The sequence below is a fragment of the Nitrospirota bacterium genome, assembly GCA_030684575.1.
In the GTDB taxonomy this organism is placed as follows: domain Bacteria; phylum Nitrospirota; class Nitrospiria; order Nitrospirales; family Nitrospiraceae; genus Palsa-1315.
The window spans coordinates 163,506-177,301 of record JAUXVD010000021.1 but is presented as its reverse complement, the minus strand read 5'-3'; the positions used below and the strand labels follow the sequence as shown (position 1 = coordinate 177,301).

The 13,796-nt window shown below is 58.2% G+C and carries 16 protein-coding genes; 7 read left to right on the top strand and 9 right to left on the bottom strand.

Annotated features, from left to right (window positions below):
• Positions 1-32: 32 nt before the first annotated feature.
• A complete protein-coding gene (locus Q8N00_16095; protein ID MDP2384313.1) occupies positions 33-503 on the top strand; it encodes a hypothetical protein in 471 nt (156 codons plus the stop codon).
• Between the two features lie 67 nt (positions 504-570).
• Here Q8N00_16095 and Q8N00_16090 read toward each other — a convergent pair whose 3' ends face one another.
• Together Q8N00_16090 and Q8N00_16085 are read right to left on the bottom strand one after the other, a co-directional pair.
• Positions 571-1,434, bottom strand: a complete 864-nt coding sequence (locus tag Q8N00_16090) for an NAD(P)-dependent oxidoreductase (GenBank protein MDP2384312.1) — start codon at positions 1,432-1,434, stop codon at positions 571-573.
• A complete protein-coding gene (locus tag Q8N00_16085; protein MDP2384311.1) occupies positions 1,431-2,246 on the bottom strand; it encodes a 3'(2'),5'-bisphosphate nucleotidase CysQ in 816 nt (271 codons plus the stop codon). The genes Q8N00_16090 and Q8N00_16085 overlap by 4 nt, the downstream gene beginning before the upstream one ends.
• A 151-nt stretch (positions 2,247-2,397) precedes the next feature.
• Between Q8N00_16085 and corA the strand changes: the two genes are divergently transcribed.
• Entirely contained in the window at positions 2,398-3,453 is a 1,056-nt protein-coding gene (gene corA / locus Q8N00_16080; GenBank protein MDP2384310.1) for a magnesium/cobalt transporter CorA, read from the top strand.
• A gap of 16 nt (positions 3,454-3,469) precedes the next feature.
• Here corA and Q8N00_16075 read toward each other — a convergent pair whose 3' ends face one another.
• Genes Q8N00_16075 through leuC form a run of 3 tightly spaced genes read right to left on the bottom strand, consistent with a single transcriptional unit; the run spans position 3,470 to position 5,878 of the window.
• A complete protein-coding gene (locus Q8N00_16075) occupies positions 3,470-3,826 on the bottom strand; it encodes a hypothetical protein (protein MDP2384309.1) in 357 nt (118 codons plus the stop codon).
• A 17-nt stretch (positions 3,827-3,843) separates the two neighbouring features.
• Positions 3,844-4,467 carry a 3-isopropylmalate dehydratase small subunit gene (gene leuD / locus Q8N00_16070; GenBank protein MDP2384308.1) on the bottom strand — a complete coding sequence of 208 codons (624 nt, stop codon included), beginning with the start codon at positions 4,465-4,467 and terminating at the stop codon, positions 3,844-3,846.
• Between the two features lie 7 nt (positions 4,468-4,474).
• Positions 4,475-5,878 carry a 3-isopropylmalate dehydratase large subunit gene (gene leuC / locus Q8N00_16065; protein MDP2384307.1) on the bottom strand — a complete coding sequence of 468 codons (1,404 nt, stop codon included), beginning with the start codon at positions 5,876-5,878 and terminating at the stop codon, positions 4,475-4,477.
• Between the two features lie 445 nt (positions 5,879-6,323).
• Here leuC and Q8N00_16060 point away from each other — a divergent pair, with 445 nt between their 5' ends.
• Entirely contained in the window at positions 6,324-6,794 is a 471-nt protein-coding gene (locus Q8N00_16060) for an MEKHLA domain-containing protein (protein MDP2384306.1), read from the top strand.
• A 7-nt stretch (positions 6,795-6,801) separates the two neighbouring features.
• Here Q8N00_16060 and Q8N00_16055 read toward each other — a convergent pair whose 3' ends face one another.
• The 4 genes from Q8N00_16055 to Q8N00_16040 form a co-directional block, all read right to left on the bottom strand.
• Complete coding sequence (locus Q8N00_16055; protein ID MDP2384305.1) at positions 6,802-7,506, bottom strand: hypothetical protein; 705 nt, start codon at positions 7,504-7,506, stop codon at positions 6,802-6,804.
• A 163-nt stretch (positions 7,507-7,669) separates the two neighbouring features.
• Positions 7,670-9,955 (bottom strand): glycosyltransferase, encoded by a 2,286-nt coding sequence (locus tag Q8N00_16050; protein ID MDP2384304.1) that lies wholly within the window; start codon positions 9,953-9,955, stop codon positions 7,670-7,672.
• Positions 9,956-10,052: 97 nt separating this feature from the next.
• Positions 10,053-10,676: a CBS domain-containing protein gene (locus Q8N00_16045; protein ID MDP2384303.1), complete on the bottom strand. Its 624-nt coding sequence runs from the start codon at positions 10,674-10,676 to the stop codon at positions 10,053-10,055.
• Between the two features lie 69 nt (positions 10,677-10,745).
• The gene (locus tag Q8N00_16040; GenBank protein ID MDP2384302.1) at positions 10,746-10,958 is read right to left on the bottom strand and encodes a DUF1653 domain-containing protein; all 213 of its coding nucleotides are present in this window, start codon (positions 10,956-10,958) and stop codon (positions 10,746-10,748) included.
• 49 nt (positions 10,959-11,007) lie between these two features.
• Between Q8N00_16040 and Q8N00_16035 the strand changes: the two genes are divergently transcribed.
• The 4 genes from Q8N00_16035 to Q8N00_16020 are packed head-to-tail and all read left to right on the top strand — an operon-like array spanning position 11,008 to position 13,787.
• Positions 11,008-12,417 carry a dihydrolipoyl dehydrogenase gene (locus Q8N00_16035; protein ID MDP2384301.1) on the top strand — a complete coding sequence of 470 codons (1,410 nt, stop codon included), beginning with the start codon at positions 11,008-11,010 and terminating at the stop codon, positions 12,415-12,417.
• Positions 12,414-13,088 (top strand): tetratricopeptide repeat protein, encoded by a 675-nt coding sequence (locus Q8N00_16030; GenBank protein ID MDP2384300.1) that lies wholly within the window; start codon positions 12,414-12,416, stop codon positions 13,086-13,088. Before Q8N00_16035 ends, Q8N00_16030 begins: the two co-directional genes overlap by 4 nt.
• Positions 13,089-13,122: 34 nt before the next feature.
• A complete protein-coding gene (locus Q8N00_16025; GenBank protein ID MDP2384299.1) occupies positions 13,123-13,365 on the top strand; it encodes a hypothetical protein in 243 nt (80 codons plus the stop codon).
• A complete protein-coding gene (locus Q8N00_16020; protein MDP2384298.1) occupies positions 13,362-13,787 on the top strand; it encodes a hypothetical protein in 426 nt (141 codons plus the stop codon). Before Q8N00_16025 ends, Q8N00_16020 begins: the two co-directional genes overlap by 4 nt.
• Positions 13,788-13,796: the final 9 nt, after the last annotated feature.

Sequence of the window (13,796 nt, the reverse complement as noted above, 5' to 3'; positions counted from 1 at the left end):
TAGGAACAGGCCTCATTCATTGAAAGGACCATATGCTTTCGCGATACATCGCAGCCCCTCTCTTGCTCGCCTGCACATTACTCGCGTCTGGATGTGACAAGCCGATGGTGCATCGGGCTGTTGTGTCGGATTTTCTTTCTCCATCGACGTCCGATCAGTCCGAAGACCGCCAGGTCCTTGCCGGTGAATGGGAATATGTCGACGGAGCGATTGTCCGGTTGATATTGGATGAGCAGGGCAATGGTCGCTATGACTGGAAGGATGGGCGATTCGAGACCCTGACGCTCGTCGGTCATACCTGGCATGGCATGTGGTTTCAGAAGGAGAATGACCGGGATGGTGGATTTACCGTGGAGTTTTCGCCTGATTTTTCAGAAGGCGAGGGCAACTGGTGGTATAGCCGAATCGGCACAGATCGTGCGCCGACTCAAAAGGGCGGGACGTTCCATCTCACCAAAAAGGACTCGCAGGCAAGCCTGAGCGATACGCCACCGGCACCGTAAGAAAACATCGAGACTCCTCACCTCACCAGTAAGAGGAAGGCCGTAGGCGGACTGCTTCAGCCTCCTGCTATGTTTTTGGGTTGACCGTTTCATAGATCGATGCGTAATCGGCTTCGCCTAGTCCCAGCGCAATCGTCTGCTCCAGCACCGGCTTGATTCCTTCCGCACCACTCGTGATTAAACCGTAACCAGCGGCTTCCTTCAGGAAGAGTTCCACATCCTTCATGAGATGGCGCGTGGAAAAGTTTGGGTGCTGATAGTCCCGCGACAGGAGTCGTGGTAGTTTCTTCTCGAAGGTTGGAGCGAACAGGGCGCTCTCCCGCAAGATCGCCATGAAGGTGTCCACGGGAATACCGGCCCGTTGGACGAGTCCAAGGCTCAGGGCGAAGGCCGCTATTTCCGCCGCGATCAACTGATTGAGCGCGAGCTTCAGGGTTGCGGCCTGCCCGACAGGGCCGACCAAGCGAGGCTCTCGACTCAGATCACGAAACAGCGGAAGCCATTGGGCAAACTGATCTTCGGTTCCGCCGACCATCACGAAGAGCGTTCCGGATTTCGCCTCGGTAAGACTTCCCAGCACCGGCGCTTCGCAATACCATCCGCCGGCTTGTTCGACCTCGGCCTGCACGATCAAGCTTTCTTCCTGCGCAATGGTTCCCATCTGGATGACGGTTTTGCCGCGGAGTGCTGCCAATGAGGCTGGTGTCAGGAGGACGGCACGGATTGCCGCCATATCGGCCAGCATGAGAATGACAGAGTCGGCTTGGGAGACGGCCTGTTCTGGTCTCGTGACCACGGTGATGCCGCAGTCCTGGAGAGGGCGCGCTTTGCTTTCGGTTCGATTGTAGACCGTGACGGAATGGCCGACGGACTGGAGTCGTTCGGCGATGGCTCGACCTAATAGTCCGGTTCCCAGCAGAGCGATGGTCATGGAGCGGTTCGCTTATTCTCAGGTTGAGACCGGGCCTGGTCAGCCTGGGTTTGGAGCATGGCGCGCAGACCCTCATCGGCCGCAGCCGTTACAGCGATGACGCCACGAAGGGTTGGTTTTGGCTGATTGAACATCAAAGGATTTCCTGCCGCATCGCTGACGGTGCCGCCGCTCTCTTCAATCAGCAGGACTCCGGCCGCGAGGTCCCATTCGTTCATGGGCTCGACCGTAAACGCGGCCCGCACGCGACCGGCCGCCACTAAGGCCATGGCATTGGCGATGGAGTAGATAGGACGGCATCGAGTCGTGTCGCCGAGTGCCGACCATCGGTCGGTCCCGAAATCTTTCCCGCTGATCATGATGACCGCATTGAAATCACGAGGAGGCGAGAGGGTGACGCGTGAGCCGTTCAGATACAGACCGCCCCCGCGCACCGCGGTGAAGAGCTCGTCGGTCGAGGGATTCAAGATCACGCCGACGATCGGGATGCCGCGTTCGATCAGCGCGGCAGAAATGGTAAACTCCGGCAGCCGATTGATCAGCGCTTTGGTGCCGTCGATGGGGTCCACAATCCAGACGCGTTGATGCGTGAGGCGTGCCGGATCGTCGGGGGATTCTTCCGAGAGCCATCCATCCTGTGGAAACTCACGGCGTTGCATTTCGTGCAGGATGCGGTTGACCTCATGGTCTACCGTCGTAACCGGCGAACGGTCCGGCTTCGTTTGGACCTCGAATCCATCCTTAACCAATTCACGGACTTTCGCGCCGGCTTTCCGGACCGCTTCGACCAATAGGGCTAATTCTTGTTCCATGTTCCAGGCCTCGTAACGTTGAGCGGAAAGAGTAACAGTTCTCACGGCAGCGGCAAAGGGGAAAGACCGTCCGCGGAGCCCCGTCCGACCCTCCCCTTGACCCGTAGAGCGAACCATCGTACAAGCAGAGGGTCTTGGGAGGTCTCTCTCGATGAAGTTAGTGACAAAACGATCCAGAAAGACGGGGCTTCCCCCTGGCACCCTTGTCCATATCGGCGAGAACAAGACAGGCAAGGTCACGATTGCGACCTTCAATTACGCCGGTACTCGCTGTGACGAACGCCAAGACCCGCCGCTCGACGGGCTTGCGCCGCCGACCGATGCGTCCGTCACCTGGGTGGATGTCGTGGGCGTCCACAAGATGGAGATCCTGGAATCGTTCGGGAAACAGTTTCAGCTCCATTCCTTGCTTCTCGAAGATATTGCCAATACCGATCAACGGCCGAAATTCGATGACTACGACCAGCACTTTTTCGTGGTGCTGAAGATGTTGTCGCTCAATGATCGTCAGGATGTGCTGGTCGAGCAAGTGAGTCTCGTGCTGGGCCGAAATTTTGTGCTGTCCTTCCAGGAAAGCGGACCCGATGTCTTTCACTCGGTCAGGGAACGGCTCCGTGCCGGCAAGGGGCGGCTCCGGCAGGCGGGGGCGGACTATTTGCTCTACGCGCTCATCGACGCCATCGTCGACCAGTATTTTGCGGTGCTGGAAGCGGTCGGTGAGAAGATCGAGTCCTTACAGCACATCGTCGTGACGGACCCAACACCGGAAACGTTGCGGGAAATCCATGCGTTGAAACGGCAACTGCTCTTTCTCCGCCGCGCCGTATGGCCGCTCCGCGATGTCATGAATAATCTCTCCCGGTCGGAATGCCCGTTTCTGGAGCAGGGCACCAAGGTCTTCATACGGGACGTGTATGACCATGTCGTGCAGATTATCGATACGATCGAAACACTTCGCGAAATGGTCTCCGCGAGTCTGGACATCTATCTCTCCAGCGTCAGCTATCGGTTGAATGCCGTGATGCGTGTGCTCACGGTCATCACGACCATCTTCATGCCCTTGAGTTTTATCGCCAGTATCTACGGCATGAATTTCGAGCATATGCCGGAATTGAGGTCGGAGTGGGGCTATCCAGCCGTATTGGGCGTCATGGCTCTGGTGGGGGTGGGCATGCTGGTGGCCTTCAGAAAGAAGCGATGGATATGAGGCGTGCGAACAAACGTTACTCTTGCAGCTCCACGCGATCGACGAAATAGGCGGTTTCGCCGAAGCAGGTCGTGGGGATGTAGCGATATTCTTTGTAGTGCAGGATCAATCGTTTTCCCATCATCTGCGCGAGTTGTGCCGCCACCTTCTCATCCCAGACTGAAAAGTTCCACAATATCGGGGCCACGCCAGGCACCGTGGTCATGGCCAACTCCCCTTCATGGGTCTTGCAGACCCAGCCCTTGTGGGAAAATTTCTGAATGTAGCCGGCTCGGTTCCCGTCGGAATAGCTGTAGTTGAAGGCCGCGAGCAGATAGGCCGCCCCCAGAAACAGGAACATCATCAGTATGAGTTTCGGGCGCCAGAGATTCATGTGGCAATCTTCTCAGTTCACGAACGAAGGTCGGCGAATAACCAGGGCGCCTCGGTCTTCCGTCGAGCTTCGTAGGCAGCGATAGCCGGTTCATGCTGCAAGGTCAAGCCGATGGCGTCGAGGCCGCGATACAGGCAATCTTTTCTGAACGGATCGATGTCGAAGCGGCAGCTGGTGCCGTTCGGGGTCGTGACCGTCTGATTTCCCAGGTCCACCGTCAGTTGGTACCCCGGCGTCGAGAGGACGTCCTTCATCATGGCGAGGACCTCGTCGGCTTTCAACTCGATGGGCAGAATGCCGTTCTGGAAGCAGTTATTGTAGAAGATGTCGGCAAAGCTCGAAGCGATGACGCAACGGAATCCCTGATCGAGGAGCGCCCAGGGGGCATGTTCACGCGACGACCCGCAGCCGAAATTATCGCGCGTGAGGAGGATCGTGGCGCCCTGGAAGCGCGGCTGATTCAAAAAGAATGCGGGATCCTGCGACCCGTCCTTCCGCTTCCGCCAATCGTAGAAGAGGCCTTCGCGGAGCCCGGTCCGCTTGATCGTCTTCAGAAACTGCTTCGGGATGATTTGATCGGTATCGACATTGACGCGGTCCAGCGGTGCGACCAGACCGGTCAGGGTGGTAAAGGCTTGCATAGGTCCTCTATTTCCAGGTTCTGATATCAACGAAATGTCCCTCGACGGCGGCCGCGACGGCCATGGCCGGAGAAACGAGATGGGTGCGACCGCCAGCTCCCTGGCGTCCTTCGAAATTTCGATTGCTGGTCGAAGCGCAGCGCTCTCCCGGCTGAAGCACGTCGGCATTCATCGCCAGGCACATACTGCAGCCGGCTTCCCGCCACTCGAAGCCTGCGTCCTTGAACAGGCGGTCGAGTCCTTCCTGTTCGGCCTGCTGCTTCACGAGGCCCGAGCCAGGCACGACCATTGCCCGGACTCCCGTGGCGACGCTCTTGCCTCTGGCCAATTGGGCCGCAAGGCGGAGGTCTTCGATGCGCGAGTTGGTGCAGGACCCGATGAAGACGGTATCGATCTTGATGTCGGTAATGGGCATGTTCGGGATGAGGCCCATGTATTCCAACGCCCGCTCAGTCGACTGACGCTGGTTGATATCGGTGATCGTCCGTGGGTCTGGTACCCGTTGATCGATGCCGGTGACCATCCCGGGGCTGGTGCCCCAGCTGACTTGCGGCGCGATGTCCTCGGCGTTCATCGTGACGGTCACATCGTATGCTGCGCCCGCATCGGTCTTGAAGTGTTGCCAGGCTTGTACCGCCCGGTCGAACAGCATGCTCTTCGGAGCCAATGGACGGTCTTGGATATACGCGACGGTCTTCTCGTCCGGCGCAACCATGCCGGCCCGTGCTACGGCCTCGATCGACATCTTGCAGAGCGTCATGCGCCCTTCCATGCTGAGGGCGCGGATTGTCGAACCGGTGTATTCGATGACATAGCCGGTTCCGCCGGCTGTGCCGATCTTGCCGATGATGGCAAGAATGACATCCTTGGCCGAACAGAGTTCCGACAACGTGCCGTCGACGCGGACCTCCATGGTCTTGGGTCGTTTCTGTACCAGACATTGGGTGGCCAGCACATGTTCCACTTCGCTGGTGCCGATGCCGAAGGCCAAGGCGCCGAACGCGCCATGCGTCGAGGTATGGGAATCGCCGCACACGATAGTCGTCCCTGGAAGGGTAAAGCCCTGTTCTGGTCCGATCACGTGTACCACGCCCTGGCGGATGTCGTTCATGCCGAAGAGGGTGATGCCGAAGTCACGGCAATTTTCCTCCAAGGTCCTGATCTGTATCGCGCTGAGGGGATCGGCAATCCCCACGCTCCGGTCGGTCGTCGGGACGTTATGGTCCGGAACGGCCAATGTGGCACCGGGACGTCGAGGCTTGCGGCCTGAGATCTTGAGTCCCTCGAACGCCTGCGGCGAGGTCACTTCGTGGACGAGTTGACGATCGATATAGAGCAGGGTGGTCCCGTCCGGCTCTGCGCGGACGATGTGGGACTCCCAAATTTTGTCGAATAATGTTGTAGCGGCCATCACATACTCCTCGTCATGCTGCCTGGACCAAATTTCGGAAAGAAGACCATTATACATAGGCGTTTGGCAGCATACCAGGGACAGAATTGTCAGTCGGGCATAGGCTTCAGGTTTCTGATCGTTCCGCCGATAGGAAGGTGATGGATGAACCGACGATCAACCCCGAATCCATTACCATCCCTCGCTGGACTATCAAGCGAGATCCGCAGTCTCTCGATTGCGCGTTGTGCCACTCTCCTATCGTCTGGGTGAGGACCAGTACCAGCCAGATGGCCTTCTGCAGTTGCCGCCTTGTCGAACATCGTCTTCTGCCCCGACCGGCCATTGGTAAAGCCAACTCTCGCCAGCGATGACCCTCTGTCTTGCAACCACCTCGGAGAGGTGGTATTGGGACGGCGGTGAGGCGGCAGGTTCCGTCTGTTCATCGGGGAGCGTAGGATACATCGTGGTTGATCCAATCTGGGCACGCGGCTCGATCATCACCTGGTCGCAACGGCTTCTCGACAGTTTCCATCATTGGATCGGCCAGGAACTCCTCGCTCGCGAGGGGACCCTCTCAGAACAGGCTCAGCGCGTATTCTCCGCGCCTTTTGTCGTGGTCTCGCATGGGATGGAAGCGGACCCGATCTTGAACTATGGCAATCATGCGGCGCTCGATCTCTGGGAGATGACCTGGGAGCAATTGACCCGCACCCCGTCGAGGCAGACGGCTGAGCCGGTGAATCGAGAGGAGCGGGCCAGGATGCTACGCGTGGTGGAGGAGCAGGGCTACAACGATCAGTACCGCGGCGTCAGGATTTCAGCCACGGGCCGTCGATTCCTCGTGGAAGAGGCGATTGTATGGAACGTGCTCGACGAGCAGGGAACGCGAATCGGGCAAGCCGCAACATTTTCGCGCTGGACCCCACTGTCCTGAAGGCCGGCTAGAACGGGAAGTAGACCTCGACCCCTCCATAGGCGCCGCTGTTGAAGGGTGTGCTGTGCTGATAGCCGCCCTTGACGAGCAAGAATACCTTCCCGACGGGAACTTCGACCAGAGGGCCCGTCTGCAGGGACCGGAAACCCACAGTGCCCATCCCGGCTAGATCCCACCCGACGTAGGTCGAACAACAAGCTGTCGCAGATTCATGGGCCAGAAGCTTCCCCCGCAGGCGACCCCAGAAGAAGTTGTCGAGGTCGGCATAGGACCCGATGGCGTGGAAGGTTCCCTTCTCATGCCAATACAGAGCTTCCACTTGTCCGTAGGCGCCGATCTGATGATCGATAGAGGCATTCGTGTTCGGTCGTGACTCTTCAATCCGGCGCAGTTGGGGACCTGCCAGCGCCGAGACGGTCCACCTGCCGATGGTGTTGCTGATCCCGAGAGATGGGACGACGAATTGTACGTTGGCGTCGAGGAGTTGCCCGTTGTTTTTGATGCGGTAGCCTAGCCCCGCGGTCATGACTTGGACGAACAGGTCTGGGCCTCCCGGGGTTTTCACGAGTGGCGTCCTGACGCCGAGATAGCCAAAGTACTGACTCTTATTATCGATCTGAAATCCCGTAAAGGTGTCTCCCGCCTCACTTGCCAAGGGGAGACTGACCAGGATCCAGGCCGCCAATACGAGTCGTGTCAGACGCACCAACATTCTTGTTCCTCCTTGAGGCCCAACGTTAAAGATCCGCGAGATGTCAGGCGTATGTCGCGCACCGGTGTGCATGGGGCAAGTTATGCCATCGTTTCTCGTGGGGCTTGGTATGCGCAATCTGGAACTGCACGATAGGCATGCAGAACGTCATGTGTGCAGAAAATTATGAGCGTTGCCATGATGCCGTGTGCAAGTCACGCCACCGTTCCTCACCAACCTCGATATGGTCGATACGGAATCGAACAAAGGTGTGACCGGGTCTGGCGATTGTTTCAACCGGAAAAACTTTCAGCGTCACGCCCTGGAGGTGCAGGATTGCGCCGACAAGCGACTCCTGGAGAGACGGGGGAAATTCGACGGAAAGGCCCTGGTAGGAAACATCGCGAGTGGTCCCCTCGAACGAATTGCGAATGGTATCCACCCGGCAGGGAGTGCGGAACGAGACGCGCGGAATTTGCCGCCGTCTGGAGACGAGCGGGCTCCACATCACCGCCAACGCCTTAATCAGAGAGTGCAAGCTGTGTGACGCGCTCGGCTTGAACAGGGTGGCCATATTCCAATGGGAGGATTCGCTGAAGATGGTGACCAGTAAGGCCTGCATCGCATGATCATCCATGCTCATGAACTGAATTCCGACGACCACGTCACCTGTTACGGTGGGCTCTTGTCGCACGATCCGGCCTTTCAGCTGAAGCCGCTCGCCGGAATGAGTCGTGAAAAGGACGGATGCGGAATCTAGTTGGGTGAACAAGGGATGACGAACCCGTAATGCCACCCCTGTCTCGTTGATGTCGATGGTCGTGGCAGGGATGAGTTGATTGCCGGCCTGCAGTTCACTGGTAAAGGTGCGGGGAATCCTGAACATGCGCCGCACTTGCGATTGTTCACTGGCGACCAACAACGCGATGGTCAACAGGAACAGGTTTGCGCAGCCCCAGAAGAGACTGATGCCGAGTCCCGACGTCGATCCGGCTTGCCACCAATGATGCGCCCCTAGCGTGATACCCATCACGAGCAATCCAAAAATAAGTAGGTGCGGCCAGACCAGGGCGAGTTCGCGACGCGCACTCTTTGCTACCTGCTGTCCTTTCGGCGTGACGATAAAGGGCTGTGCCTTCCAAGGGAAGAGCAAGGTCTTGAGCACCGCCTCGCTGAGAGCAAAGCACATCGTCATCTCGTAGATGTCGGACCAAAAGGCGTTGCGCGAGCCGCGGCTGACGGTGCGCATCGCCACGATCGAGGCGACGAAGAAGGAAAAGAACATGACGGCCATGGGCCACAGATCGGCGTTCAACGGGGGGACGTTGAATAATAACATCGCCAGCGGGGCCAACAGACAAATGACGCGCGGGATGCCGAAGAAAAAATAGAAGATCGACCCGAAGTAGTCGATCCGTTGCGCGATGGTGAGCCCGCGTATCGTGAGAGGATTATCGCGCAGGAGCACTTGCATGGAGCCGATGGCCCAGCGGGTTCGTTGTTTCAGGTAACCCTCGAGCGTTTCCGGCATCAGCCCGACCGACAAGACCTTATTTAAGTACCGGGACTGATAGCCGCGGGAATGGAGAATGAGACTGGTGTGGAGATCCTCGGAGATAGTTTGGGTCTGGAAACCTCCGATTTCTTCGAGCGGGGCTCGCCGGAAAATGCCGCTACTGCCTGCAAAAAACGCGCTGTTATGACGATCGCGTCCGGCTTGCACCATGCGGAAGAACAGGGCCTGTTCGTTTTTGAGCTCCTGCTCAAGGCGGAGGTTCCGTTGAAAAATATCCGGGTTGTAGAAATGATGCGGCGTCTGGACGAAGGCGACCTTCGAGTCCTGGAAGAACCCGACCGTTTCCTTGAGGAACGACGTCGACGGGACGTGGTCGACATCGAACATCGCGACCAATTCACCGTTGGATTGCGTGAGGGCATGATTGATATTGCCGGCCTTGGCATGGAGCGGCCGGTCTGGGCGCCGGAGGTAGGCACAGCCTAGCGATGCGGCCAGCTCGCGCACTTCATCGCGATGGCCGTCGTCGAGCACATAGACTTTGAATCGGTCCTTCGGATATTCCTGATGGGTACAGCCCACCAGCGTCCGCTTGAGAATGTCGAGGGGCTCATGGACCACCGTCACCATCATATCGACGGTGGGAATGGTCGTCAGAGGAGGAGCCGTGCGGTCGAGAGGGGACCACACCTGATAGGCAAAGAAGCCATATTGAAAGAGTCCGTAGAGCTCAGCCAGAAATACCGTCCAGCCGACAACCATCGCGGTGAGGGTCTCGTCAGGAATGGTGTAGATCCCACGCCACACCATATAGCGTAGGTAGAGGAACAATGAGAGACCGAGGATGACTCCGCGCCCGGCATTGCGCCAAACCAGCAGGCTGATCACGAATAGAGATACAAGGGATAACAGGATTGTGACGGGTAGGCTGTAGAACTGATTGACCCAATTCATGCGCCCACTTCTCTATCACTGCTGCCTCAGGGCTTGCAACAGCGCGTATGTGGAGATTTGAGCGTCTGTGGAGAGGAGTCAGGCTGTTGAGGGTCGGCTAGGTCCAGAGTTCGATCGGGCTTCGATGGACGATGGCGCGGAGAATGTCGCTGGTGGTCAGGATACCGACCGGGTGGCGTAAGTTGTCGACGATGGGAATTGCGGTCACATGTTCACTGAGCATGATACGGGCAATTTCTTGGAGCTCTGTGGTGGGGGTGGCGGACAGCACCTGATTGCTCATGACCTGTGCGAGTGTCTGCCCGGCAGAGGACCCCGGCGAGCCGGAAGATTCCAACTCATGTGCGTAGGGCAGCAGATCGCGGTCCGATACCAATCCGACCAGGGTGCCATGTATCGACGTCACGGGAAGGTGGTGGATGCCTTTGCGTTTCATGACCGTCCATGCCTCTAGCAGGGCGCTGTCGGACGGGAGCCATGTGACGGGCGAGGTCATCAAGTCCTGAGCCAGGAGCGCCGGTTTAGGGAGAGAGCTTTGATGGGCCTGTTGCTGATAGGCCTGCTGAGCTAGGCGTGACGAATGGTCGGCGTTCTGGCCCTCCTGCTCCGTTGAGCGATGCTCGCGATCGGCCGTGCTCGCCTGAGTGGCCGGTGGGCGTGAGGATACCGGTAGCGTAGAATGTATACTGGCGATGCCACTGACCGCTGGAATGATAGCCATAGCTGACCTCGTAACGTCTTTATCGGAGGCTAGCGGTAAGTACTTAAGCTCGGACAGCTCAGCATCCTGCTAGATGGGAGAAATGAGCTCGAACCGCGGGCAAGGTTGACCGTCAACGGTCACCGTCTCCAGAAACATGGTTGCCGGTCTAATCCAGAGACCGCCTTCGCCGTAGAGCGCACGATAGACGACAAATTCCTCTTCTGTTTCGGAATGTCGCGCGACCCCCAGCACTTCATATTCTGGGCCCTTATAGTGCCGATAGCGACCAGGCTGCACCATCGTGTATCCTTCCTTCCTGACGTACTACTATATATAGCGGGAAGATACCATGAATTCACAGAGTCCGGTTTCCATGCGCAAGGCACATGATGTCGTCGTTATCGGCGGCGGGTCGGCTGGTTATGCCGCGGCACGAACGGCACGCGATGCCGGCGCCGACGTGGCGATTGTCGATCAGGGTCCGCTCGGAGGGCTCTGTATTCTGCGTGGCTGTATGCCGACCAAAGCCATCCTGCGGTCTGCTGACGTGGCGGCCCTGTTGGGGAGGGCGAAAGAGTTCGGTCTTTCCCCGGTTTCGGTTCGGGCGGATCTCTCGGCGATCGTGGATCGGAAGGATCGTCTGGTCAGGGAGTTTGCGGACTATCGCATTGAGCAGCTTCACGATTCGAAGTTCACACTCTATCAAACGCAGGCGGTCTTTCAGTCTCCCCACGAGATTGCCATCGGCAGCAGGGTCTTGTCGGCCGGTTCGGTGATCCTGGCCACAGGGTCGAAGCCCAGAGAGGTGCCGACTCCAGGCTTGGCCCAGGCTGGATATTTCACGAGCGATACGATCCTGGATCTTCGGACCTTACCGGAGTCGTTGATCGTCCTGGGCGGTGGGGCCGTCGCTCTCGAACTCGGTCAGTTCTTTGCTCGACTAGGGACGAAGGTCACGATCATTCAGCGGGGACGCACGCTGGTTTCGGGAATGGACGAGGATGTAGGCCGCACGTTGGAAGCCGCCTTGATCGATGAAGGCATCGACGTCGTCACGGGCGCGCAGTTGCTGCGGGTGACCAGTGACACAGCAGGGAAAAGGGTATGGGTGATGAAAGCCGGATGGGAACAATCGTACGTCGGTGCAGAGATTCTCCAGGCCCTGGGCCGACGGCCCAACATCGAAGGGCTCCGACTCGATCTGGCGGACGTGACTGTCGACGGCGGGCGAATTGTGGTCGACGCCGCCATGCGGACGTCGCAACGGCATATCTATGCCGTGGGCGATGTGAACGATCTGACCCCGATCGTGCATCTCGCCATTCAGCAAGGAGAAATTGCGGCGTACAACGCGACACATGCGGATCAACCGGCGAAGACGATCGATCATCGTCTGGATACAGAAGTGGTCTTTACCGATCCGCAGGTCGCGGTGTTGGGACTCAATGAGTCGCGTGCGAAGGCCGAAGGGATTCCCTATCTCACCGCCTCCTATCTTTTTGCCGATCATGGGAAGGCGCTCTGTCTTGGGGCCAGGCATGGGTTCGTGAAACTTCTCTGTGCGCCACAGACGGGTGAGATTCTCGGCGCGCAGATCGTCGGTCCGGAGGCGGGTGAATTGATCCACGAACTAATCGCGGTGATGTATTACCGTGGGACCGCAGCCGACCTTCTTCGCATGCCGCATTACCATCCCACGCTGGCGGAAATCGTGACCTATCCGGCGGAAGCCATTGTCGAACGGGTGGGTGCACAATGAAGACGCTCTATGTGCTCGCGCTCAGTCTCCTCCTGTCCTGGTCTGGGTGCCAGCAACAGACTTGGGAGTCGACGATGGCGGCAGGGCAGCAGGCCATCCAGCAGGGCAATTATGCCGATGCGGAACGGCTGCTTCTCCTGGCGGTGCGTAAAGCAGAAGAGTTCGGTCTGGAAGATCGACGCGTGGCGGTGAGCCTTTCACAGCTGGCGGAAGTCTATGCCGGTCAAGGGAAGTATGTGGAGGCGGAGCCGGTGTATCTGCAGGCGCTCAAAATTTATCAGGCCGTGCATGGAGAATTTCACGCTGATGTCGCAACCACGCTCACTAACTTGGGGATCCTTCATCGTATGTACGGTCAATATGCCCAAGCGGAACCTTTGCTGGCGAGGGCGTTGGCCATCAAAGAGAAGCTCCTGGGCCTCGACCATCCCGACGTGGCATTGAGTATCTTGATTCTTGCCCGTTTGCACGTAGCTCAAGGGCAGCCGGAGCAAGCGGAACCGCTGTATCGTCGAGCCTTGGCGATTCGAGAGCGGGCGCTGGGGCCTTCTCATCCAGAGGTCGCGAAGACGCTGGAGGACCTGGCGAATGCTCTGCGAAAGTTAGGGCATGCCGACGAGGCGGCCTTGCTGGAGGTGCGCGCCAGAACGATTCGTGCAACACGGAGTTGAACCGGTTGCGCCATCCAGTGTAGCGTACCCCCCCATGGACATGCAGCACGAGCCGGCTCCTATCAACTGGCGCATGAACGGAATGATCGCGCGATTCGTGGGGATCGTGGCGATCGCACTTGGATTCGTCATCGGGATCTATGGGCTGGAAGAAACGGGCGCACAGTGGTTGCAGACCGCGCTGGGCTTGCTCGCCACCGGCATGTTGGCTCAGGGTTATGCGCTCTATTGCTCGCTGAAGCGGATGCAAGAACTCAAGGATCAGCCTAAGTCATGACATTAGTGCGGCGGCATTTGTTCACAGTGGGGATGTTTTTTCTCGCAGGGATGATGTTGTCCTGTGGGGGTCCTTGGCGCGACGGCTATTTCAAGAAGGGCGTAGATCGGCTCACGCAAGACGAAGTCGTCGAAAAATTCGGGCCACCCCATACGGCGAAGAATCCGGCGCTCGGAGGGGATTCGGTCTGGACCTATCGCGTGCCGATCGGCGACAAGGAGTTGGCCTCGGTGAGCTTTTCCGGCCTGGGCGATGCGGTGCAGCAAGCGAGCGCTTTAATCGGGAAGGCCGGCCCGGATGGTCCCAAAGCCATGTTGTATTGCTACCGCTACACGCTGATCTTTAACGAACAGAAGATTTTGAAACAATGGAAACGCGAAGAATGTATGCCGGGAACCAAAGATCTCCTCAACGCCGATTAACGGGTAGGT